Origin of the sequence: Streptomyces sp. NBC_01775, from assembly GCF_035917675.1 — a bacterium.
In the GTDB taxonomy this organism is placed as follows: Bacteria; Actinomycetota; Actinomycetes; order Streptomycetales; family Streptomycetaceae; genus Streptomyces.
In genome coordinates this window covers 4423384-4446941 of the sequence record NZ_CP109104.1, presented here as the reverse complement: position 1 = coordinate 4446941, position 23558 = coordinate 4423384, and the positions used below count along the sequence as shown (strand labels likewise).

Below are 23558 nucleotides of genomic sequence, written 5' to 3'. Positions count from 1 at the left end.
TGATCATCGTTTCACACGGAGCGGCCCCGGTCAGGGGGCCGCCGCGTCCACGGCCTTCACGATGCGCTTGTCCGAGACGGGGTACGCCGTGCCCAGCGCGTGCGCGAAGTAGCTGACGCGCAGCTCCTCGATCATCCAGCGGATCTCCCGCGCGGCCTGCGGCACCGGACGGCCCCGGGGGAACTGTTCCAGCAGCCACAAGTACTCGTCCCGCATCTCGTGGACCTTCGCCATCCGCGTCCTGTCCCGCTCCACATGGTGGGGAAGCTGCTGGAGGCGGCGGTCGGCGGCGACGAGGTAGCGCATGAGATCGGACAGGCGGCCCGCGCCGTGTTCGGTGACGAAGCCCGGCTTGATGAGCGCGTTGAGCTGGGCGCGTACGTCCGCGACGGAGTCGGACAGTACGGGGCTCGTCGTGGCCCGCAGCCTGCCCTCGCAGGAGTGCCAGGCCGCCAGCACTTCCTGGACCTGCTGGACGGTGCGCACGGTGGCGTCCACCAGGTCGGAGCGTACGGCGTCGAACAGCTTGCGGAAGGACTCCTCGTCCCAGGCGGGGCCGCCGTGGGCGGCGACGAGGCGGTCGGCGGTCGCGGAGACGCAGTCCTCGAACAGGGCCTGCACGCTGCCGTGCGGGGAGCGGGAGAGGGCCAGCTTCTGCTGGTTGCTCAGCTTCGACTGGGCGAACTTGGCCGGGTCGGAGGGGATGTTGAGCAGGATCAGCCGGCGGGTGCCGCGCCACATCGCCTGGCGCTGTTCCGCCTCGGTGTCGTAGAGCCGTACCGCCACCGAGGCGCCCTCGTCGGCGAGCGCCGGGTACGCCTTCACCGGCTGTCCGGCGCGGCGGGTCTCGAAGGTGCGCGGGAGGGTGCCCAGGGTCCAGCTCGTCAGGCCGGTGCGCTGGAGGGCGGGGGCCGGGGACGAGGACGACGGCGTGGGCTCGCCGTCCGGGGAGGCCTTCGCCGCCTTGCCTGCCTTGTCCGCCTTCGCGCGCGCCGAGGACTCGAACGCCTTGCTGAGGGCCTGCTGCGTCTGGGACTTGAGACGGATCTGGAGGGACTCCAGATCCTTGCTCTCGGCCAGCTTGCGGCGCCGCTCGTCGGTGACGCGGAAGGTGATCTTGAGGTGCTCCGGAATCTTCGCCAGGTCGAAGTCCTGCGGGTCGACCGGGACGCCGACCATCCGCTTCAGCTCGCGCGCCAGGGTGTACGTCAGCGGCTCGGACCGCGGTTCGGTGGTCTCCAGGAAGCGCTTGGCGTAGTTGGGCGCGGGAACGTAGTGGCGGCGCACCGGCTTGGGCAGGGAGCGGATCAGCTCGGTGACCAGGTCCTCACGCAGGCCCGGGATCTGCCAGTCGAAGAGGTCGGGCGTGACCTGGTTGAGGACCTGGAGCGGCACGTGGACGGTCACTCCGTCCGCGTCGGCGCCCGGCTCGAACTGGTACGTCACCGGCAGCGCGAGGCCGCCCTGGCGCCATACGTCCGGGTAGTCGGAGGCGTCGATCTCCTCGGCGCGTTCGCTCAGGAGCATCGACTTCTCGAAGTTGAGCAGGTCGGGCTCTTCGCGGCGCTTCTTCTTCCACCAGGCGTCGAAGTGCGCGCCGGAGACGACGTGCTCGGGCACGCGCTGGTCGTAGAAGTCGTAGAGCGTCTCGTCGTCCACGAGGATGCCGCGGCGGCGGGCCCGGTGCTCCAGCTCCTCGACCTCGTCCAGCAGCTTGCGGTTGTCGCTGAAGAACTGGTGGTGGGTGCGCCAGTCGCCCTCGACCAGGGCGTTTCTGAGGAACAGGTCGCGGGAGGTCTCCGGGTCGATCCGGCCGTAGCCGACCTTCCGCTGGGCCACGATGGGGACGCCGTACAGCGACACGCGCTCGTACGCCATCACCGCGGCCTGCTTCTGCTCCCAGTGCGGCTCGCTGTAGGTGCGCTTGACCAGGTGCTGGGCCAGCGGCTCGATCCACTCGGGCTCGATCTTCGCGTTGACCCTGGCCCACAGCCGGGAGGTCTCCACCAGCTCGGCCGACATGATCCAGCGCGGCGGTTTCTTGAAGAGCGCGGAGCCCGGGAAGACGGCGAACTTCGCGCTGCGCGCGCCCAGATACTCGTTCTTCTCGGTGTCCTTCAGCCCGATGTGCGACAGCAGCCCCGCCAGCAGCGACTGATGGACGGCGTCCTCACTCGCGTCCTGCTCCGACAGGTGGATCTTCATCGTCTTCGCCACCTGGCGAAGCTGGGTGTAGATGTCCTGCCACTCGCGTATCCGCAGATAGTTGAGGAACTCCGACTTGCACATGCGGCGGAACGCCGAGGAGGACAGGGCCCTTTGCTGCTCGCGGACGTACCGCCACAGGTTCAGGAAGGTCAGGAAGTCGCTGCCGGCGTCCCTGAAGCGGGCGTGGTGCTGGTCGGCCTGCTGCTGCTTGTCGGCGGGGCGCTCGCGCGGGTCCTGGATGGACAGGGCCGCCGCGATCACCATGACCTCGCGGACACAGCCGTTCTTGTCGGCCTCCAGGACCATCCGGGCCAGCCGTGGGTCCACCGGGAGCTGCGCGAGGCTGCGGCCCACCTTGGTGAGGGTGCGCGAGGAGGACTCCAGCGCGCCGAGCTCCTCCAGGAGTTGGACGCCGGCCTTGATGCTGCGGTGGTCCGGCGGGTCGATGAAGGGGAACTTCTCGATGTCGCCGAGGCCCGCCGCCGTCATCTGGAGGATGACCGAGGCCAGGTTGGTGCGGAGGATCTCCGGGTCGGTGAACTCCGGCCGGGCGAGGAAGTCCTCCTCCGAATACAGCCGGACGCAGATGCCGTCCGAGGTGCGGCCCGAGCGGCCTTTGCGCTGGTTGGCGCTGGCCTGGCTGATCCGCTCGATCGGCAGGCGCTGCACCTTGGTGCGGTGGCTGTAGCGCGAGATGCGCGCTGTGCCCGGGTCGATGACGTACTTGATGCCGGGGACGGTGAGGGAGGTCTCGGCGACGTTGGTGGCCAGCACGACGCGGCGGTTGCCGTGCGCCTGGAAGACGCGGTGCTGCTCGGCGTTGGACAGCCGGGCGTAGAGGGGCAGCACCTCGGTCTCGTTGCCGGGCCGGTGGCCCGCCGAGCGCTGGAACTTCTTCTCCAGCGCGTCGGCCGTATCGCGGATCTCCCGCTCGCCGGAGAGGAAGACGAGGATGTCGCCCGGACCTTCGGCCTGGAGCTCGTCGACGGCGTCGGAGATCGCGGTGACCTGGTCGCGGTCGGGCGCGGTGCTCTCCTCGGCCTCCTCGTCGAGCAGCGGGCGGTAGCGGACCTCCACCGGATACGTCCGGCCGGAGACCTCCACGATCGGGGCGTCCCCGAAGTGCCGCGAGAAGCGCTCCGGGTCGATCGTCGCCGAGGTGATGATGACCTTCAGGTCGGGGCGCCGGGGCAGCAGCTGGGCGAGGTAGCCGAGCAGGAAGTCGATGTTGAGGGAGCGCTCGTGCGCCTCGTCGATGATGATCGTGTCGTACTGGCGCAGCTCGCGGTCCTGCTGGATCTCCGCCAGCAGGATGCCGTCGGTCATCAGCTTCACCAGCGTGTGGTCCTTCACCTGATCGGTGAAGCGGACCTTCCAGCCGACGGCCTCGCCCAGCTGGGACCCCAGCTCCTCGGCCACGCGCTCGGCGACCGTGCGTGCGGCGATACGGCGCGGCTGGGTGTGACCGATGACACCGTGGATGCCGCGGCCCAGCTCCATGCAGATCTTGGGGATCTGCGTCGTCTTGCCCGAACCTGTCTCGCCCGCGACGATCACCACCTGGTGGTCGCGGACGGCCTCCAGGATCTCGTCCTTCTTCTGGCTGACGGGCAGCTGCGGGGGATACGTGATCCGTGGCAGCGCCTCGCGGCGGGCGGTGACGCGCAGCTCGGAGGTGTCCATCGCCGCGGAGATCTCCGCCAGGACGCCGGCGCGGGCTTCCGCCTTGCGGATCTTCCGGGCACCCGCCAGCCGACGGCCCAGCCGCTGCTGGTCCGCGAGCATGAGGTCGGGGAGACGGGTCGCGAGCGCTTCTGGGGAGCGAGGGGAAGTGGACATACCTTTCCCAGGATCTCACCCGGGGCGAGGGAGAGGCGAACGGTTTGACCTCCGGTCGGGGCGGTGTGGCCCAGGTGCGACCCCGGTGGGGCGGTGCGACCGGCGGGGCGGGTGCGACCGGGGGTGGGTGCGAGCGGTGGGTGCGACCGGCGGGGCGGTGCAACCGGGGGATGGGCCTCCGCGTCGCTGTATCCGTACGTGTGTTTGTGCCCCGGCCCCTCCCCCCAGCCTCCTGTTGGGGGCGGGGCCGGGGCACACATCGTCCGGAACGGGGGCAGCATGACGCGGAAACGGCGACGCCGGCTCGTGCAGGGGGCCGCGCTCGCATGTGTGCTGGCCGTGCTGCCCGCCACCTGGCTGCGGCTGTCCACCGACAGCCGAGTCGTCCGCGGCGGCATCGAGGCCGCGCCGTCCGCACCGGTGGCGGTCGTCTTCGGCGCGGGGCTGTGGGACGGCGAGCCCTCGCCGTATCTGGCGCACCGGCTGGATACGGCGATCGAGCTGTACCGGCACGGCAAGGCCCGCGCGCTGCTCGTCTCCGGCGACAACGGCCGCCACGGCTACGACGAACCCAGCGCCATGCGCGGCTATCTGACCGAGCGCGGCGTGCCCGCCTCGCGGATCGTCGCGGACTACGCCGGCTTCGACACCTGGGACTCGTGCACACGGGCCCGCCGGATCTTCGGCGTGGACCGCGCGCTGCTGGTCAGCCAGGATTACCACGTACGCAGGGCGGCGGCGCTGTGCCGGGCGGCGGGGATCGACGCGTACGGCGTGCCCGTGACCGAGCCGAGGGACGTCACCTGGTACGCGGGCGGGGTCCGTGAGCTGCCCGGCGCCGCGAAGGCAGCCCTGGATGCCGTGTTCACCCCCGACCCGCACTTCCTCGGCCCCCACGAACACGGCGTACAGCGGGCGCTGGCCCGGACGCACGGGACGCACGGGGCGCACGAGGCGCACGGGACGCACGAGGTACACGGGACGCACAAGGCGCACGGGATACACCGGACACACGAGGCGAGCAGGTCACACCGGTCACATCGGTCGCACCGGAACGACCCGCACCACACGTAAACCTTCACGAACCCCCACGCACGAGAGCGAGCGACAGGCCATATGACATCCGCGGACACCGGCACCACCCCCTCCAAGAGCGAGCGACTGCGGGCCGCCGCCGAGGGCGGGGACGCGCACAGCACGTACGAGTACGGCGAACACCTCGTCAGCCAGGGCCAGGTCGACCAGGCGCTGCCGTGGCTGGAGCAGTCGGCCGAGGCCGGGGAGCCGCGGGCCGCGCGGCTGCGGGCCATCGCGGCCAAGGACCGGGGCCAGTGGGAGACGGCACAGCACTGGTACGGCAAGGCCGCCGAGTGGGACGGGGACTGCGCGTTCGGGCTCGCCGAGCTGTTCGTGGAGCGGCTGGAGGACGAGGAGCGCGCCGCCGAGTGGTACGCGAAGGGCACGGCGCTCGGCAGCCTCAAGTGCCGCACCAACGGCGCCGTACTGCTGGCGCGCCAGGGCCGGATCGAGGAGGCCGAGGAGGAGCTGGAGCAGGCGGCCGGCGACGGGGACGACGTGGCCGACGGGATCCTGGAGCACATACGGGGCCTGGAGATCCGCACGGTCCGGTGCGAGGAGGAGATCGAGGAGCTGGTCTTGCTGGCCGCGAAGCCGGCGCAGGAGCGGACCGAGGACGAGGACGAGGAGCTGGAGAACCGGCTGGAGGAGTTCCTGGAAGACGAGGACTTCGGTGAACTGCACACCACGCACAAGGCGCTCCTCGCCTACCCGCACCTGGTGCGCGACGTGGAGGGGACCTACCGGAAGGCGCGGGAGCTGAACGTCCCGGACACGCACGAATCCCACGCGCTGCTGCTCTTCAACCTGGGCCGGTACGAGGACGCCTGCCGCGTCCTGGAGGAGGCCCTCACCCTTCACCCCGACTCGCGGGCCCTGGCCCGGATGCTGAGCGCGGTGCACTTCCAGTACGGCGAACTGGACGCGTACGAGGCATCCCTCCTGCCCGGGGCCGAGGCGGGCGATCCGCTTCAGCAATACCGGCTCGGGAGGCACTTCCGCCGCCAGCGGCGGTCGGCCGAGGCCCGCAGGTGGCTGGAGGCGGCCGAGGCCTCGGCGGAGCCCCGCGACAAACTCGACGACGACATCGCGGGCGAACTGGAGCGGCTCGCGGAGGCGGAGGAGGGCGAGGCTCCCGCGCTGAGCGCCGAGGAGGAGGCCCGGCTGCCCGGACTGCTTACCGCCGCCGAATCCGGCGACCGCGCCGCGGCCTTCGAACTCGGCGGCCTGATGGAGCGGCTGTGCCGCTACCCCGAGGCCGTACGGCACTACCGCTCGGCGGCGGCCGACGGTGACCCGCAGGCCTCCTACGCGCTGGGCCGGATGCTGCACGAGGAGTGCGGCGCCTGGGAGAAGGCCGTCGTACCCCTGTACCGGCCCGCTGCCGAGGCCGGGGACCCGGACGCGATCGAGGGCCTGGGCGCGCTGTACGCGCGCAGCGACGAAGAGATCAAGGCCGAGTGGTGGCTGCGCCAGGCGGCGGACCTCGGCAGGCCCGAGGCGGCCGGCTGGGTCGGCAACCGCGTCGGTGACGAGTACGGGGACCGGCAGGAGGCCGTCCGCTGGTGGACCCGCGCCACGCACGGCGGCAAGGTCTGGTACGGCTGGCGGGCCGGAAAGGTGCTGGTCGGCCAGGGCGAGTACGAGCAGGCCGAGGAATTGCTGCGGCTCGCGTGGACAGGCCGCGAGGAGCAGCAGCCCTTGAACGAGGCCGCCTACTGGCTGGCCCGCGCGCTGAAGGGGCAGGGGCGCGTGGACGAGGCCCTGGAGTGGATGCGGACCGCGGGCGAGGTGCACTCGCTCGTGCAGGCCGGCTACACCGGATTCATGCGCACCTCGCTCTTCGACCCGAAGCTGGATCTGGCGGAGATCCTGGTGAAGGAGATCGGGACCGAGGCCGCCGACGAAGAGGCCGAAGCGCTGCTCGCCGACGTGCTGAAGTACGGGCCGTACCACCGGACGGCCCGTCACCTGGCGGCGCGCATCGCGGAGCGGCGGGGCGACGTGGACGCCGCGCGCGAGCACCTGGAGCAGGCGTACACCCCGAAGGGCGAGGAGACGGGGCCGCTGCTGACGGCCGAGGACGTGGCGGGGGCGCTGCGGAACTTCCTGCGGTTCTGAGAGGTTCCGCCGGGCGGGGCTGAGGTGCGGGGCGGGGCATCGGCGTACGCCGTCCGACGGCTGGCCGTGCGAAGACGCCGCAGGCGAAATGTGCGTTTTGCCCGCATAGTGTGAGGCCATGAGCGCCGAGGAACCGGAGTGGTCCGAGCACCGGGTGGAGCCCGACGCGGAGGAGCGCGGAACGGGGCTGCCCCACGAGCAGCACGGGCAGCACCGGCAGCAGGGGCAGCACGGGCAGCACGGACACAAGCCGAGTGCGGGGGGGAGATGGCGGGCCTTCAAGCACTCGCCGTTTCTGCCCGCCTCGGTGCTGGTGCTGATCCTCGCCGCGGCGGCCGGGCTCTTCGCGGGGTCGTACACGTACGCGATGGCCAATCCCACCCCGCACCACGTCCCGGTCGCCATCGTCGGCAAGCCGAACAGTACGCACGACCGGAGCGCCTTCGTACAGGGCATGGAGAAGGGGCTCGGGTCCTCGCTGAAGCTGCGGCACTTCCGTACGCAGTCCCAGGCGGAGCGGGCCATCGAGGCTCAGCAGGTCTTCGCGATCCTGCGCGTGGAACGGCCCAAGGGGGTCGAGCTGGACATCTCCAGCGCGTCGGGTGCCTCGGTGGCCGAGCTCCTGGAGAAGGCGGGGCCGAAGGTCGGCAAGAAGATCGGCGTCCCGGTGAAGGTGCGGGACCTCAAGCCGTTGAACGAGGGCGACCCGCGCGGCCTGGCCATCTTCTACATCTCGCTCGCGGCCGTGATCATCGGCTTCGTCGGCGCGATCCAGCTCAGCGTGCACGCGCGCGATCTGAATCCGCCCGAACGCATCGCCTACACCGTCGCGTACGCGCTGCTGGGCGGCTTCGTGATCTCCGCGGTCGTGGACTGGGGCCTGGACGCGCTACGGCTCCCGTTCACGCACTCCTGGCTGATCCTGGCGCTGACGATGTTCACCTGCGGCATGGTCTTCACGATGTTCAACACCCTCTTCGGGCGCTGGGCCATGCTGCCCACCTGGGGCGTGATGGTGCTGCTGGGCAACCCGTCCTCCGGCGGCGCCGTCTCCTGGCCGCTGCTGCCCTCGGTGCTGGGTGAGATCGGCCGCTGGCTACCACCGGGCGCCTCGGTGAACGCCCAGCACACCGCGGTCTACTTCCCTGAACACCAGCTCCTCCAGCCCTACCTGGTGCTGGCCGCCTGGGCGCTGGTCTCCAGCACCGTCTTCTGGATCTGGCGCCACCGCCACCCGGGCGGACGCACCAAGGACGCGGCCCACGCGGCGGCCCCGGCCGCCGCGTGACCGCCGCTCCGGGGGGGAGGGGGAGCGGCGGCGTCAGGCTATGGGGCCGTCAGGCCATGGCCGGGCGTCAGGCAATGGACGGGTGGCGGGGCGACGCGGGGCGCCGGCCGCGGATGGTGCGGTAGAGCGCACCGATCAGGGCGGACTGGATCAGCGCCGAGAGGGCGATCGAGAGCACATCGAACCAGGTCGACTCGGTGTTCACCAGGAGGAAGAGGAAGGACACCGGGGCCGTGGTCACGTACATCCAGATGCCCGCGAACGAGGCGTCGGGCCCCTGCGCGAAGAGACTGACGCCCACGGCGAACGCCACAGCGGCGAGGACGAGGCCGAGGTAGGCGAGGGCGGCCGGGTTGACCCACAGTCGGCGTGCTGTCTTCCCCCAGGTGTGCATGCGCGTCATCGCGGGATCTCCTCTGTGTGCTGTTCGCACGTGGGCGGTCAGGTCACGTGCCGGTCCGTATCAGGTTGCACGGTCACGGTAGGCAGGGGCGCCTCACCCTCGCATGAGTGCGCGTACTCAGTTCTGGCCCCGACGACGACCAGGGCGGGCGCGAACCAAGGCGCGAGCGCACGACCGTGGAACACCCTCCGTGGCGCCCGGCACACCCCGTGACACAAAAAAGCCCCTTCAGAAGATCTCTGAAGGGGGCTTCCGCCCTACGAGGGCGACGGTGGCTGGGGCCGGGGTCGAACCGGCGACCTTCCGCTTTTCAGGCGGACGCTCGTACCAACTGAGCTACCCAGCCGCGCACCTCGGGAGGTGCAGCGGTCCTGACGGGATTTGAACCCGCGGCCTCCACCTTGACAGGGTGGCGAGCACTCCAAACTGCTCCACAGGACCAAGCTTTCGTGCGAGCCCTAGTCTCGCACAGTGCGACCGGTGCTCCCAACTGCTTTTGGGGGGCTCCCGAGCTGGGGTGACGTCGCCGGAAAAGAGTAACAGACCCCAGGGTGTGCCCCGTAAACATGCCGGTCCGGGGGGTTCGGCCGGGGAGTCCGGGGAGGGGGCTTGGTGGGGTCCGTTTGAGTCAGGGGCGGGGGTCACTCTCCGGAGTCGGAGCGGTCGTAGGTGTTCTGGAGGGCGGCCGGGTCCAGGCCGGCCTCGGTCAGGATGTCGGCGGCGGTGCCGCGGCCGATGCGGGCGATACCGAGGAGCAGGTGGTCGCAGTCGATCAGCGGGGAGCCGGCCTGCTCGGCGTGCTCCTCCGCGAGCGCCATGGCCTTGCGGGAGTACGGGGTCCAGGCGATGCGCTCGGCGGCCTGCGAGGCGCCCATGCCGATTCGCGTGCCGACGGTCCGGTGGACCTCCTCGGGGACCGCGCCGGCCCGCTGGAGCAGGGCGGTGCCGGTGTTGTCCTCGGCGGTCAGGCCGTACAGCAGGTGCTCGGTGCCGATGTAGTTGTTGCGGTGCTGCACGGCGGCCCGCTTCATGTGCGTCATCGCCTGCTGGAGGCCCTCGGTCAGCACCTCGGGCCCGTACCGCTTGTGGGGGGCGTGGAAGCGCTGCTGCACCGCCTGCCGGGTCACCCCGAGTGCGGCGCCGATGTCGGTCCAGGAGCAGCCGTGCAGCCGGCAGTGCTCGACGTAGTCCTCCACCAAGTCGTCCGCCAGCGCCTGGAGTTGGCCGGACAGCTGGGCGGCGGAGGTGAGTAGCGCCAGCCAGTCCGGCTGCTCGTGCCCGCCCGGGCGGTGTGCGGCCTCGCAGGTCCTGTCCACTTCGGCGATCAGGTCGTCCAGATCCGGGAGCGTCATGCGTCAAGTAGGCCTTGACAGATGCAAACTGTCAAGAGTTGCTTGCCTGTTCGGTCGGGTGGCCGATGCCGGCGTCCGTGTCCGCGTCCGCGTCCGCCTTCGCCTCCGCCTCCCCCTCCCCCTCCGTGTCCGCGTAGTCGGCCTGCCGGCGGCCGTGACTTCTCGTCGGTGATCCGCCCCGTGATCCGCCCTGTGGTCCGTCCTGTGGTCCGCCCAGCCCTTATCCCGCCCCCGTCTGACCGGGACGGCCCTGCTCCGGCACCACCTGGCGCCTCCGCACTCCGGCCCATACGGGGGCTGAGGAGCGGGTTCGTTGAGGTGTCGTCGGCGGGGGAACATGGCGGGATGACAACACCGGCACGCGAGTCCTCTTCCGACAGTGAGTCCTCCTCCGATCGCGCGCACTCCTTCAACAAGGCCGCCGCCCAGTACGCGGCGGCCCGACCGCCGTACCCGGCCGCGTTGTTCGACGCCGTCGAAGAGCTGGCGGGCCGTTCCCTCGCGGGGGCCCGGACGGCGGACGTCGGGGCCGGTACCGGCATCGCCACCGCGGTGCTGCGTGAGCGCGGCGCCGCGGTCCTCGCGATCGAGCCGGGGGACGGCATGGCCGCGCAGTTCCGCCTCACGCTTCCCGACGTCCCCGTGGTCCGGGGCGACGGCAACGCGCTGCCCCTCGCGGACGCCTCCCACGACCTGCTCACCTATGCCCAGTCCTGGCACTGGACCGACACGGAGCGCTCCGTCCCCGAGGCGCGGCGCGTGCTGCGGCCGGGCGGGGCGCTCGCGATCTGGTGGAACACGTCCGCTCTCGACGTGCCGTGGATCTTCGCCCAGCACGAGCGCGTGGCCCGTGCCACCGGCGGGAAGCCGCCCTCGGCCGACCGTCCCGCCGACAGCGTCGCCGTCCGGCTCGTGGGCCTGTCGGATCGCCCGGACTTCGACGTCACCCGCCGCCGGATCCGTTGGAGCCGCACCGTGCCGCTGGACCTCCACCTGGCCAACATCGGCAGTCACTCCGCGTTCCTCGTCCTGGGCGAGGAACGCACCCGTGCCTTCCTCGACTCCGAACGTGCCCACCTGCGCGAGGCGCTCGCCGGGACGGGCTCCGACGAGTGGGTGGAGGAGGCGTACGTGGTCGATCTCCTGGTAGCGGTGGCCCGCTGAACGGGGGCTCTCCGGCAGGCACTGGCCGGTGACGACCGCGGCGATCACGACCGCTGTATCGTCACCTGATGGCGCTGGAACACACCGGAAGCACTCCTGGAAGCACTCCTGGAAGCACTCCTGGAAGCAGTACTGGAAGCAGTACTGGAAGCAGTCTTGGGAGCACGCGAGGCGTGGCGATGGTGGAGCTCCCCGCAGGGGAGATCGTCCTCCGGGACGAGGGGACGAAGACGAACTGGAAGGCCGAGGTCGACGCCTTCCGCCTCGCGCCCTTCCCTGTGACTCGTGAGCTGTACGCCACCGTTCAAGGCGCCGCACCCACTGTCCCCGTCCCCCTTGACGCTGCCTCAGCGCCCGTGGGCACGGCAGGGCAGCCGGGTCCGGCCGGTGGCGCCCGGACCCCGGTGACCGAGGTCTCCTGGAAGGACGCCATCCGCTTCTGCAACAGGCTCTCCCGCGCGACCGGGCTGGAACCCTGCTACACGTCGGCCGACGACCCTCACCGTCCCGACGCCGACCTCGACTCCGACCCCGACGCCGAGCGCGTGGTCTGGAACGAGGCGGCCGACGGTTACCGTCTCCCGTCCGAGGCCGAGTGGGAGTACGCCTGCCGCGCCGGCACCTCGGGCGACCGCTACGGCGCGCTGGACGACATCGCCTGGTACCGCGCCAACTCCGGTGACAGGGCCCACGAGACCGCCACCAAGGCCCCGAACGCCTGGGGCCTCCACGACATGCTCGGCAACGTGTGGGAGTGGTGCTGGGACCTCTACGACCCTCATGTCTACGGCCCGTACCGCGTCTTCCGCGGCGGCGGCTGGCAGGACCACCCCCGTGGCGTGCGCGCCCCGTGCCGCCGCAAGAGCCACCCGACCCTCCGCATAGACGACCTCGGCTTCCGCCTGGCCCGGTCGCTGACCCGCCGCCCGCGCTGACGGCTGTGGCCTCGGCGGCGGTCGTGGCCTGCCGAAGACGCCGTGGCCTGCGCTGCGGGCGTTCTGCGAGGATCACTCCATGGGGGACATGGACGATCGTTTTGCCGGAACCGGAACCGGAACCGGAACCGGAACCGGAACCGGAACCGGAAGCGACGGATGCGGATCCGACGGATGCGGATCCGACGGATGCGGATCCGACGCCGAAGCTCCACACCTCGAAGCCAACACGGCCAATACAGCCAATACAGCCGGCACGGTCGGCACAGCCGGCACGGCGGTGCGCGTGGAGTGGGTCGTGGGGCTCGCCATGAACAGTGCGGCACCGGACTCGGTTCTCCAGCGTGTCTTCACGGTCGACCCGCTGCCCGACCATGACTACTGGCTGCGCTTTGGCCGGCTGTCGCACCAGGTGGCGACGGCCGCTCTCGCGCACCGGGACCCCAAGGTCCGCAAGTCCCTCGCCGAGAACCAGTCACTGCCTCCGGAAGTGCTCGCCGTGCTGGCGGAAGATCCGGATCCGCCGGTTCGCCGCCTCGCGGTCTTCATGGCGGGCGAGTTCGGCGTCGAACTGCCGACCGAGCTGACGGTCCGGCTCGCCACCGGCCCCGAGACGGGGATGCGGGGCAGGGCCCTCGCGCTGCTCGGGCTGCCGGACGAGATACGGCTCTCGCTCGCCGAGGACCCCGACCCGCGCGTCCGGGCCGCCGCCATCAGCGCATGGAGCTGGGCCCGGCTGCGGCCGGAGGTCCGGGCCGCGGCCGAGGCCGACCCCGATCCCCGGGTGCGTAAGGCAGTCGAACGCGCGGCCCGCGTCGAAAGGCCGCTCCCGACGACGGCCGAGGACTTCCTCGCGGAAGAGGACGACCGCCGCCGTCGCGACGCCGCGTTCGCGGAACCCGTCGACGCCGCGCTGGCCCGGCTGCTCGTGGCGCACGAGGACAGCCGGATACGCCGCGCAGCGGCCTGCAACCCGCACGTCCCCACCGCGCTCGCCCTCCCGCTGGCTGCCGATCCCGAGCCTTCCGTCCGGCTCGCCGTCTCCCTGCGCGGGGACCTCACCGAGGAACAGCGCGCGGCGATCGACTACACCGTGCCCCCGGGCCGCCACGAGGTGCCCGCCTGGGTGGCGGAGCGCTTCGGCGACCCGCACGCGCTGCGCGAGATCGCGGCTTCCTCCCACGTCCTGCTGCGCCGGGGTGTCACCTGCGCACCGGAGCTGCCGGCCGACGTCGTCGAGCGGCTGGCCGCCGACGAGGACTACTACGTCAGGCTGATGCTGTGCGAGAACGACCGGGCCCCGCACGAGCTGCTGGTGGAGATGTTCGCCGACTGGCAGGGACTGAGCTGGGCCACGCTGGCCTTCCGCCGCAATTTCGCCCGCCCCGGCCTCGCCCGGTTCGCTGACGACCCGAACCACCGGCTGCGTTATGCCGCGCTCTTCGACCCCGAAGGCGGGCCGGAGCTGGTCGAGCGGCTCTCCCACGACGAGGACGACATGGTCCGCCGCCAGGCCGCGGCCGACCCCCGTCTGCCCTGCGCGAGGCTGGTCGAGCTGCTGGGCGAGGGCGGGATGCCCCGCACGGCGGCCCGCAATCCTTCGCTGCCGGTGGAGCTGATGCACCACCTACTCGACCTCGCAGGCGCCGACCGCCAGCCGTATTGACCCGCGGGGTCGTTGAAGCGGCTCCACGCACCGGAACAGCCCCACGCGCCGGAACAGCGAAGGCCCCACCTGGAGAGATCCAAGTGGGGCCTTGATGTTGTGGTGCCCCCAACGGGATTCGAACCCGTGCTACCGCCTTGAAAGGGCGGCGTCCTGGGCCACTAGACGATGAGGGCCGATGGCCCGCCCTGGCGCTGGTCAGCGCTTCGGGGGACTCCGGCAGCATATGGGATGCGCGGACGGTTCGCCAAAACGGTTTCGCTGGGGCCGTTCTCAGCGGCCGGCCCTCGACGCTCAGCGGCCGTTCGTCGGTGCTCAGCGGCCGGTCGCCGGGCTCGTCGCCTTCCCCGTACCCGCCGACCCCGGCCCCGGCCCCGTCTCCGGCCCAGGCCCCGGTCCAGGCCCCGACCCCGCCTCCGACGGCGAGACGGAGGGTGCCCCGGGCAGCGATGGCGATGCCGAAGAGCCCGGCTTGATCTCTTCCGGGAGGTGGCGGGCGACCTCCGCCTTGGACAGGCCCAGGCCGCCGAGAGTGATCTCGTCCCACGCCTGGAGCAGGCGCGAGTTCCGGTCCAGGTAGAGCACGGACGCCTGCACCTTGTCCGGCGTCTCGCCCTCGACGGCCCGCAGGCCGCTGCCTCCCGTGGAGCCCTGGGTCATCAGCCGGGTGCCGTGCTCCAGCGTCTCGGTCCTGCGGTTGTGGGTGTGCCCGGTGAGGGCGAGGGGGACGAGGCCGTCGGTCTGCTTGGCGAGTACGGGGTTGTGGCCGACGGCGATGTCCACGGGGGTCCCGGCGTCCCGCTGGGCCCGCAGGGTGGCAGCGAGCTTGCCGCCCTCCGTCTCCTCCGCCGGGTCGCCCTCGGCGGCCACGGACCGGTCCGGGGTGAACTGCGGGTCGCCCCACCCGGACAGCCGCAGCCCGGCGACGTTCACCGGCACGCCCGAGTCCAGCACGTGCACCCGTGACTTGCGCCGGTCGCCGAGCTTCTTGACGGCCTCCTGGGTGGTGAGCGAGTCGTGGTTGCCGCGTACCCAGACGTAGGGGGCGCCGAGGTCCGGGATGGGGTCGAGGAAGCCGTTCTCGGCGGACGTGCCGTGGTCCATGGTGTCGCCGCTGTCGATGATCACGTCGATGTCGTACTGCTTGACCAGGGAGCGGATGATGTGCCAGGCGGCGGGGTTGAGATGGATGTCGGAGACGTGCAGCACCCGGGTCGTGGACGGGTCCGGCTCGTAGGCGGGGAGCGTCGAGGCCGCGTCGTACAGCTTGGTCACATTGGTGACCAGCCGGGCCAGTTCCTGCTGGTAGACGTCGAACTCGGTGGCGATGCTGCGCGCGTTGCCCACCACGGAGGGCGCGCTGGCCAGCAGCCCGGAGAACTTCGGCTCCAGCACGGACTTCGGGTTCCACGTCGCCAGCGCCGTCGCGCCGCACGCCGCGAGCAGCGTCAGCGCGAGCCCGCCGGCCAGCAGCGCCCGGCGCGGACGGCGGTAGACCGCGAGCCCCAGCGCGCACGAGCCGGTGACGACGGCGGCCACCGAGCGCACCCCCAGGCTGAGCGCTCCGGAGCTGACGTCCGAGGAGATCTCGTCCTCCAGGCCCTCGATGCGCTCGGGATGGTCCACGAGCGCCGAGGCCCGCTCCTGGTCCAGCTGGTCGACGTCCACGTCCAGGCGCAGCGGGGCGTAGTGGCTGCGCAGCTCCAGGGCGCCCAGCGGCGAGACGTTCACCTTGGTGCCGCCGGTCAGGGAGGGGCGCACGGTCATCCGGGTGTCGACGGGGCCGACGGGCGTGTGGACGCTCCCCACGACCAGCAGCCCCAGCCAGGCTCCGAGGACGGCGACGGCCACGAGGCCCACGCTTCGCCAGTACGGGTGCGGGGTGTGGACGAGGGAGGCGGTGGGCGCCGTGCTGTGCGCGCGGTATCGGCGCCGGAACGGTGCGGCGAGCGTCCGGGCCCAGCCCGCCGCGGCACGCAACGGTTTGGCCGCGGCACGGAACGGCTTGGTGGCAACGCTGGCCATGCAGGGCGGTATGCCCCTTGTGCGGCTCTCCCATGCCCCGCGCCCCGCCGATCGGGCGGCTCTCGCGTGCCCCGGCTCGCCTGCTGCCTGCCGGGGGTGCTGCCGGGGGTCCTTGCCGGGGGTCCTGCCCAGGGTCCCTGCCGGGGTCCTCCCCGTCCCCCCGGCCCCCCGCCCCCGCGTTTCCCCGGGTTCCTCCGCCCCGCCGGTAGTGGCCGGGGAGGGCCTGGCCGACAATGGGCGAGTGCTGGAGATGACGCGCGAGGAGTTCGAGGAACTGGTCGCCCAGGCGCTCGACCGTATCCCGCCCGAGCTGACGCGGCTCATGGACAACGTGGCGGTCTTCGTCGAGGACGAGCCCCCCGCGGACGACCCTGAGCTGCTCGGGCTCTACGAGGGCACCCCGCTGACCGAACGCGGCGAGTGGTACGCGGGCGCCCTCCCGGACCGCATCACGATCTACCGGGGGCCCACGCTCCGGATGGTCGGTGGGGAGGAGGGCGGCCGGGACCTGGTCGTCCAGGAGGTCGAGGTCACGGTGGTGCACGAGATCGCCCACCACTTCGGCATCGACGACGAGAGACTGCACGCGCTCGGCTACGGGTGACCGGGCGGCCCCCAGGGGAGGGCGCCCGAGGGGCGCGGTGTGGGGGCGCTCCGCCGTTCCTGGCGCGCGCTGCACCGGGCGCCGTGGGCGCCGTGGCGCGTGACCTGTTGGGGTGACGGGGAGTTGGGCAACGCACTCGCCGATGCCCCGCGCTGGAGGTCCCCGCCGTGCGCAGAACCCGTACCGCACCCACCGCCACCGTCGTCGCCCGTACGACCATCAGCGCGCTGATACTCGCGGCGGTCTCCACGCTCAGCGGATGCATGACGGTGCAGGGCGCCGACGACGCGGGTGAGGGCGGCACGGCGCCGGTGGGGAGCCGCTCCGACGACCACGGCGGCGCGGCGGCCCCCGAGGGCGGCCTCGACGGGTCCGGATACGGCGCCGGGCGCGGCCACGGCAAGGACGGCCACAAGCACGGCAAGGGACACGGCCGCGAGGGACGGGACGGGCGGGACGGCGAGCGCGGGGACAAGGGCAAGCGCGGCCACGGCAAGCACGGCAGGGGCGGCAAGGGGTCCGACGACGGAGGCGGGACGGGCGGAGGGCGCGCGGGCGGCCCTTCGGCGTCCACCTCCGGTTCTCCGTCGGGCGGCGGCGGTTCCCGGCCGACCAAGCACCCGAACCCTCCGGGCGGATCGGGCGGTTCCAGCGGTGCGGGCGGCGGGCACGGCGGCGGTCCGGGGTCGCCCACCGCTTCGCCCACCCCCTCCCCGAGCAAGCCGGACCCGGACCCCTCGCCCACCAGAACCGACGCGTCGCCCAGCAGAACCGGCCTCTCGGCCGGCAGGGCCCGGCTCCCCACGGCCTGAGAGCCGGGCCTCACGGCCCCCTCCCGGGCCCTGGGGCCGGGCTCCGGGACAGGGCTCCGGGGCGCCGCTGTCCCGCCTGCTGTCCAGCTTGATGTCCCGCCTGAGAGGGCGGGAGGGGAGGGGCGGTGGAGGCGGCAGGTAGTCCATTTGCGTGGGGCTACAGGTGCCGCGTATGCTGGTAGATCGTTTGATCCCATTTGCCCGGCGCCGTTTAAGAGCGCGCCGCGTGGCGCGTTCCTCTCTGGCCGTGGCTGACCGCATTGAGGCGGTCGTTTGCGAATTCACGGAGTTCTGGGCGCGTGCCGAATGACTCCGGAAGGTTCGCATTTCGCATGTCTGTTACCACCCCTGCCGCCGTCCTGCCCGAGGACAGCACCCCCGAGCAGGCCGACTCGGCCGTCGCTGAGGCCAGCCTGCTCGCCGTCACGGAGGCCGACGAGGCCACCGGGACCACCACCGACGTCCAGGCGGCCGACGAGGCCGCCGAGGCCCCCACGGCCGAAGAGGCCCCCGCTGCGGACGAAGCCGAAGAGGCCTCCGTGGCCGAGGAAGCCGCTGAGCCCGCCGAGCCCACCTTCGCCGACCTGGGCCTCGCCGAGGCCGTCGTCCGCAAGCTGACCCAGAACGGCGTCACCACGCCCTTCCCGATCCAGGCCGCGACCATCCCGGACGCGCTCGCCGGCAAGGACGTCCTCGGCCGGGGCCGCACCGGCTCCGGCAAGACCCTCTCCTTCGGCCTCCCGCTGCTCACCCGCCTCAGCGGCGGCCGTACGCAGCGCAAGCGTCCGCGCGGCGTCATCCTGACGCCCACCCGCGAGCTGGCGATGCAGGTCTCGGACGCGCTCCAGCCCTACGGCGACACCCTGGGCCTGCGGCTCAAGGTCGTCTGCGGCGGCACGTCCATGGCCAACCAGATCTCCGCGCTGGAGCGCGGCGTCGACATCCTCGTCGCCACCCCCGGCCGCCTGCGGGACCTGATCAACCGCGGCTCCTGCTCGCTGGACGACGTCGAGACCGCGATCCTCGACGAGGCCGACCAGATGGCCGACCTGGGCTTCCTGCCCGAGGTCACCGAGCTGCTCGACCTGGTGCCCGAGGGCGGCCAGCGGATGCTCTTCTCCGCCACGATGGAGAAGGAGATCGACTCGCTGGTGCGGCGCTACCTCACCAAGCCCGTGATCCACGAGGTGGACGCGGCGCAGGGCGCCGTCACGACCATGACGCACCACGTGCTCATCGTGAAGCCGCGCGACAAGGCACCCGTCACCGCCGCGATCGCCGCGCGCAAGGGCCGCACCATCATCTTCGTCCGCACCCAGCTCGGCGCCGACCGCGTCGCCGAGCAGCTCGGTGAGTCCGGCGTACGCGCCGACGCGCTGCACGGCGGCATGACCCAGGGCGCCCGTACCCGCACCCTGGAGGACTTCAAGAGCGGCAAGGTCAACGTCGTGGTCGCCACCGATGTCGCAGCGCGCGGCATCCACGTCGACGGCATCGACCTCGTCCTGAACGTCGACCCGGCGGGCGACCACAAGGATTACCTGCACCGCTCGGGCCGCACCGCGCGCGCCGGTGAGTCCGGCACGGTCGTCTCGCTGGCGCTTCCGCACCAGCGGAGGCAGATCTTCCGGCTGATGGAGGACGCGGGCGTCGACGCCTCGCGCCACCTCATCGGCCGCGGCGACGTCTTCGACGAAGATGTGGCACGTATCACAGGTGCCCGTTCGCTGACCGAGGTCCAGGCCGAGTCGGCGGCCAACTCGGCTCGCCAGGCCGAGCGCGAGGCCAAGCAGCTCGGCCGCCAGCTGGAGCAGCTCCAGCGCCGCGCCGTCGAGCTGCGCGAGGAAGCCACGCTGCTGACCGCACGGGCCGCCCGTGAGCGGGGCGACGACCCCGACGAGGCGCTCGCCGCAGCTGCCGAGGCCGAGGCCGTCGAGGCCGCCGCCGAGGCGAAGGCGGAGGCCGAGCGGCGCGAGCGCGCCGAGCGGGCGGAGCGCGAGCGCCGGGACCGCGACCAGCGCGGTGACCGTGGCTCGCGCTCGTCCTACGACAAGCGCGACGGCGGCCGTGACCGCCGCTCGTACAACGACCGGGGCGACCGCCGCGACGACCGCGGCAACTTCCGCCGCGACCGTGACCGGGACGAGCGCCCCTACGGCCAGAACCGTGACCGGCGCGAGGGCGACCGTGACCGTCGGGACGACAACCGTGAGGGCGGCCGTGGCGGCTTCCGCCGGGACGACCGCCGCGAGGGTGGCGGCGGTGAGCGCGGTGGCTTCCGCCGGGAAGCCTTCCGCAGCGGCGAGCGCCCGCACAACCGCGACCGGCGTGACGAGCGCCGCCCGCAGAGCCGCGGCGGCGAGCACCGCCCCACCTCCGCCGGCCCGAGCCGCGCCCCGGCGCCCCGTACTTCGGACCGCCGCTCGGACAAGCCCCGCTGGAAGCGCAACAACGGCTGACGGCTGAGCCACGGCTCTGGTGCCGGTGACCGGCACCGGCTCCAGAGCCCGGCCCACGTATCGAATTTCTGCTCGACACCGGCCTCGAAGGCGTTCAACCCGGAATGCCTTCGAGGCTCGCCGGACCCCCGGGCTATGCTGCTCGGTGCGGGCCGTTAGCTCAATTGGCAGAGCAGTGGACTTTTAATCCATTGGTTGTGGGTTCGAGTCCCACACGGCCTACCGCCAAGGGGGAGGGTTTGACCCTCTGACCTGCGAGGGAGCGCCCGGACCGAGATGATCGGTCCGGGCGCTCCGCCGTTTCGGGGCGCTCTGCGTGAGTGGTGCGTGGGCGATGCGTGGGCGCACAGCCGCCCCTGTGCGTCGCCGTCTGCCTGCCGGGACCACTTCGACCTCGGCGAGTACGTCCACCGAGCCTTGCAAGCGGAGCGAGCGGGTTCCTGCTGAAGAACGCCCCGGCGCATACCTGTTGAACGGGATCCGCACGGTCGCCGTCGGGCTGTCGAACGCCGAGGTCGCCGAGGTCGCCAAGGTCGCGAGGTCGACGGCGGGATGGTCTTCGGCCGCGAGACGGTGAAGCCGTGCGTCTGGCGCATCCCCCTGCCCATGGCGGCCGTTGTCCCCCATCCGGGCTACCCGAACTGTCCACCGGCGGGCGACGATCTTCGGGGCACCCGGCTCGTAGCGTCCTTGTCGACGCGGCGGCAACCCGGTCGCCCGTCGGTACAGGAGGATTCCCATGCCGGTCTGGAGCCTGCGCTCTCTCAAGAGACCTCTGTCACCGGAGCCGGTCACGGCCGGTGTGACGCCACCGTGGCTGAGGCCCACGGGAGTTCGCCTGGTGGTGATGCTGGTGCTGTTCGTGGCGGTGGGCACCCTCACCGGCGTGGTGGAGGCATCGGGCGAAGTCCATCCGGTGCCGGCCCTGATGTCCGGTGCGGCCGTGGGCGCGATCGCGCTGCTGCTCTACGGGGCGGTCGTGCGGGCGATGGAACGGCGCGCCGCGACGGAGCTCGCCACCGCCGCCGCCCGCCCAGGGCTGCGCACCGGCATTCTTCTCGGGCTCGGGCTGTTCACCGTCACGATCGCGGTGATAGCGCTGTTCGGCGGGTACCGCGTGGCCGGCTGGGGATCCGTCGGCGGGGCGGTGAGCATGTTCGGCCTGATGGTGAGTGCCGCCGTCACCGAGGAGATCCTCTTCCGTGGCGTCGTCTTCCGCCTGGTCGAGGAACTCACCGGGACGTGGGGCGCGCTGGTGATCTCCGGCCTGCTGTTCGGCGTCGTTCACCTGGTCAACCCCGGCGCCACGGTGTGGGGAGCGGTGGCCATCGCTGTCGAGGCGGGTCTGATGCTCGGGGCGGCCTACGCCGCCACCCGGAGCCTGTGGCTGCCGATCGGCCTTCACCTGGGGTGGAACCTGGCCGCAGGTGGCATCTTCAGCACCACGCTGTCCGGCGCGGCAGGGGGGCCGACGGGGCTGTTCGACGGCGCGATGTCGGGCAACGCCGCGCTCACCGGAGGCACCTTCGGTCCCGAAGCCAGCGTCGTCGCCATCCTCGTCTGCGGCCTGCCCACGCTGGTGTTCCTGCGCCTGGCGAGACGACGTGGACGCCTCCTCACCCGGCGTCAGAGCGCCGCTCGCCGAGGTCTGGCCGAGCCGTGGTCCGAGCCGCGGTCCGAGTCGCGGTCCGAGTCGTGGTCCGAGCCGCGGTCCGCGTCCGGGGATCCGCGTCGGCCCGTGTGAGAGCCTGTTCCTTGAGGTGGCGGAGACGGCGTCGCGGCGCCTCCCGGACCGCACCGTCCCCCCGAACGCCTTTCCGGCGCAGGCCGGTCGGGGTGACCAGCAGGAAGACGGAACAGGGATGGCCGGGAGCCCGACGGATTAATTCCGTGTCATTGACGAAAAAATCAACAACCACCATGCTGTGCGGCACGCAGGATTCGCAACGGCGTCCTGACCAGAACCGTGGCGGATACAAGAAGAGTTGGTTCCCGGACTGTCACGTGACTGCGGCAGGCTGAGCCAGGGACGAACTCAACACACGCGGCGGGTTGTCGCGGGGCTCAGCTCAAGCCGGCCTCCGCTGACCGCGCGGCCGGGCGCCCCCAGTCACATGCAGCGCGGCACCCTGACGTCACCGCGCGCCCGGCGGAAATCCGACCACACATCAGCGAGATCACGATGCGGTTCACAGCTCGATCAGCTGGGGCGCGAGAGAAAGGAGAGTTCGCATGGGGGAAAACCACGGCGTGAACTCGACCGGAGCCGCCGAGCGGCGTACGTTGTCGCGCCGGCGGATGCTCGGCATGTCCGGGATCGCCGGGCTGACGGCGTTGGGTGCCGCGGGGTGCGTGGGCGACGACTCCGGGTCGGGTAAGAGCAAGAAGGCCGACGGGTCGAGCAAGGACGCCGGGTCTGGTGAGAAGAAGACGAACGCGGGCCGGAAAGAAGGCTCTCGCGTTACCGCACCGCCCCCCGTCGGGGTCCTCGGGGCGAACTTCAACGGCGCCCCGGACAATGTGAAATTCGACGAGCTGGAGGACGTCTCGGCCACATGGCTGCGCGGGTTCTTCCCCATGCGTGACGCCGATAAGGGCGCCATCTCCGAAAAGCCGCAGATCAAAAAGCTTCTGGCGGCCAAGGAGCGTGGATTCGGCACGGTGCTGTCGCTGAAGTTCCCGTACATGGAACAGGACATCCCGACCCCGGGCACCGATGCCTGGAAGACCGCGTTCGCGCGCGTGAAAAAGGTGCTGCCGACCGTCATGGACAGGGTCGACATCTTGGTGATCGGAAACGAACCGTTCCTGGAGACCCGCAAGGACCAGCGCGATCGCCGCCTCAACCTCTTCTACGAGAAGATCGCGCAATACATCATCGCCTACCGAGCCGAGCACTCCGCGCGCAAGACCAAGCTCTACATGGGGGCGCTCAACCACCTCGACTGGGACGGCGGGCAGACGGGTGCCACCAAGCGCTGGATGGAGTTCGTGAAGAAGACCAAGGACATCGAGGGTGTGGACATCCATCCGCATGTGACGTCCCTGGCCGGTTCCAAGGAATACCTCGACTACATCCTTCCCCGTATGCGTCCCGAACAGAAGTTTTTGGCCACCGAGTTCTCCCTGGTCCTGCTCTGGAAGGCACACCAGACAGACCCGGTTTCTGCCCGATTCGCAGAAAAATACAAAGATGCCCGGGGAAAGCAGGTGTGGGAGGTGCTCCGCGGAGCCACCGAACAGCCCTTCACGCAGCAGAAGTGGGACGATTTTCTTTCCATGACCCCCTGGTTCGCGAGTAACAACACCTACCTTCAGGATCAGCTTGAGCAGTTCCGCAAGACCAAGAGGCTCGCGGTGGCCACCTACGGGGTGATCCAGGACGAGGCCATGACGTCGAACTTCACCAAGAAGAAAAATCCGTGGATGCTCAACAGCCTGTTCTGTCCTTATACCGTCCAGTCCGGCAAGGGCGGTCTGCCCGGACGGAACCGCGTGTGGATCAAACAGTTCCGTGCGCTACAGAAGACCGACTGAGGGACCGCGGGAGCGGTTCGGCCTGCTCGGCGGCGCGTTACGGGCAGGTGGCCCCGGACGTGGATTCA

General features: G+C 71.3%; 15 protein-coding genes and 4 tRNA genes. 12 read left to right on the top strand and 7 right to left on the bottom strand.

The genetic code is table 11. The features are described 5' to 3' along the window. Window positions 1–30 precede the first annotated feature (30 nt). Window positions 31–4047, bottom strand: coding sequence for an ATP-dependent RNA helicase HrpA (hrpA, locus tag OHB04_RS19795; RefSeq protein WP_326689032.1), 4017 nt, complete (start codon window positions 4045–4047; stop codon window positions 31–33). Between the two features lie 279 nt (window positions 4048–4326). Between hrpA and OHB04_RS19790 the strand changes: the two genes are divergently transcribed. From OHB04_RS19790 to OHB04_RS19780, 3 genes are all read left to right on the top strand, one after another. Then, a complete protein-coding gene (locus OHB04_RS19790; RefSeq protein ID WP_326689031.1) occupies window positions 4327–5121 on the top strand; it encodes a SanA/YdcF family protein in 795 nt (264 codons plus the stop codon). Between the two features lie 42 nt (window positions 5122–5163). Then, entirely contained in the window at window positions 5164–7245 is a 2082-nt protein-coding gene (locus OHB04_RS19785; RefSeq protein WP_326807939.1) for an SEL1-like repeat protein, read from the top strand. Between the two features lie 118 nt (window positions 7246–7363). Next, a complete protein-coding gene (locus tag OHB04_RS19780) occupies window positions 7364–8533 on the top strand; it encodes an ABC transporter permease (protein ID WP_326807938.1) in 1170 nt (389 codons plus the stop codon). Between the two features lie 67 nt (window positions 8534–8600). On the opposite strand, the gene OHB04_RS19775 is transcribed toward OHB04_RS19780, so the two are convergent. From OHB04_RS19775 to OHB04_RS19760, 4 genes are all read right to left on the bottom strand, one after another. Beyond that, window positions 8601–8936, bottom strand: coding sequence for an SCO4225 family membrane protein (locus OHB04_RS19775; protein ID WP_326807937.1), 336 nt, complete (start codon window positions 8934–8936; stop codon window positions 8601–8603). A gap of 272 nt (window positions 8937–9208) precedes the next feature. Continuing rightward, window positions 9209–9282: transfer RNA gene (locus OHB04_RS19770), tRNA-Phe, on the bottom strand. Between the two features lie 20 nt (window positions 9283–9302). Further along, a tRNA-Asp gene (locus tag OHB04_RS19765) sits at window positions 9303–9377 on the bottom strand. Window positions 9378–9577: 200 nt separating this feature from the next. Next, window positions 9578–10288 carry a Clp protease N-terminal domain-containing protein gene (locus OHB04_RS19760; protein ID WP_326807936.1) on the bottom strand — a complete coding sequence of 237 codons (711 nt, stop codon included), beginning with the start codon at window positions 10286–10288 and terminating at the stop codon, window positions 9578–9580. A 345-nt stretch (window positions 10289–10633) separates the two neighbouring features. On the opposite strand from OHB04_RS19760, the gene OHB04_RS19755 reads away from it, so the two are divergent. The 3 genes from OHB04_RS19755 to OHB04_RS19745 all read left to right on the top strand — a co-directional run bounded on the left by OHB04_RS19755 (window position 10634) and on the right by OHB04_RS19745 (window position 14053). Continuing rightward, window positions 10634–11452 (top strand): class I SAM-dependent methyltransferase, encoded by an 819-nt coding sequence (locus OHB04_RS19755; RefSeq protein ID WP_326807935.1) that lies wholly within the window; start codon window positions 10634–10636, stop codon window positions 11450–11452. Window positions 11453–11631: 179 nt separating this feature from the next. Then, a complete protein-coding gene (locus OHB04_RS19750; protein ID WP_326689025.1) occupies window positions 11632–12387 on the top strand; it encodes a formylglycine-generating enzyme family protein in 756 nt (251 codons plus the stop codon). A gap of 286 nt (window positions 12388–12673) precedes the next feature. Then, a complete protein-coding gene (locus tag OHB04_RS19745) occupies window positions 12674–14053 on the top strand; it encodes a hypothetical protein (RefSeq protein ID WP_326807934.1) in 1380 nt (459 codons plus the stop codon). 100 nt (window positions 14054–14153) lie between these two features. Here OHB04_RS19745 and OHB04_RS19740 read toward each other — a convergent pair. Next, a tRNA-Glu gene (locus OHB04_RS19740) sits at window positions 14154–14229 on the bottom strand. Between the two features lie 139 nt (window positions 14230–14368). Beyond that, the gene (locus OHB04_RS19735) at window positions 14369–16078 is read right to left on the bottom strand and encodes a metallophosphoesterase family protein (RefSeq protein ID WP_326689023.1); all 1710 of its coding nucleotides are present in this window, start codon (window positions 16076–16078) and stop codon (window positions 14369–14371) included. Window positions 16079–16319: 241 nt separating this feature from the next. Between OHB04_RS19735 and OHB04_RS19730 the strand changes: the two genes are divergently transcribed. The 6 genes from OHB04_RS19730 to OHB04_RS19705 all read left to right on the top strand — a co-directional run bounded on the left by OHB04_RS19730 (window position 16320) and on the right by OHB04_RS19705 (window position 23490). After that, on the top strand, window positions 16320–16682 hold the full coding sequence (locus OHB04_RS19730) for a metallopeptidase family protein (protein ID WP_326689022.1): 363 nt from the start codon (window positions 16320–16322) through the stop codon (window positions 16680–16682). A 167-nt stretch (window positions 16683–16849) separates the two neighbouring features. Beyond that, window positions 16850–17494 (top strand): hypothetical protein, encoded by a 645-nt coding sequence (locus OHB04_RS19725; protein ID WP_326807933.1) that lies wholly within the window; start codon window positions 16850–16852, stop codon window positions 17492–17494. A 332-nt stretch (window positions 17495–17826) separates the two neighbouring features. Beyond that, the gene (locus tag OHB04_RS19720; protein ID WP_326807932.1) at window positions 17827–19953 is read left to right on the top strand and encodes a DEAD/DEAH box helicase; all 2127 of its coding nucleotides are present in this window, start codon (window positions 17827–17829) and stop codon (window positions 19951–19953) included. A gap of 149 nt (window positions 19954–20102) precedes the next feature. Next, a tRNA-Lys gene (locus OHB04_RS19715) sits at window positions 20103–20175 on the top strand. Window positions 20176–20692: 517 nt separating this feature from the next. Continuing rightward, window positions 20693–21697 carry a CPBP family intramembrane glutamic endopeptidase gene (locus tag OHB04_RS19710; RefSeq protein ID WP_326807931.1) on the top strand — a complete coding sequence of 335 codons (1005 nt, stop codon included), beginning with the start codon at window positions 20693–20695 and terminating at the stop codon, window positions 21695–21697. 488 nt (window positions 21698–22185) lie between these two features. Continuing rightward, on the top strand, window positions 22186–23490 hold the full coding sequence (locus OHB04_RS19705; RefSeq protein WP_326689018.1) for a hypothetical protein: 1305 nt from the start codon (window positions 22186–22188) through the stop codon (window positions 23488–23490). Window positions 23491–23558 lie beyond the last annotated feature (68 nt).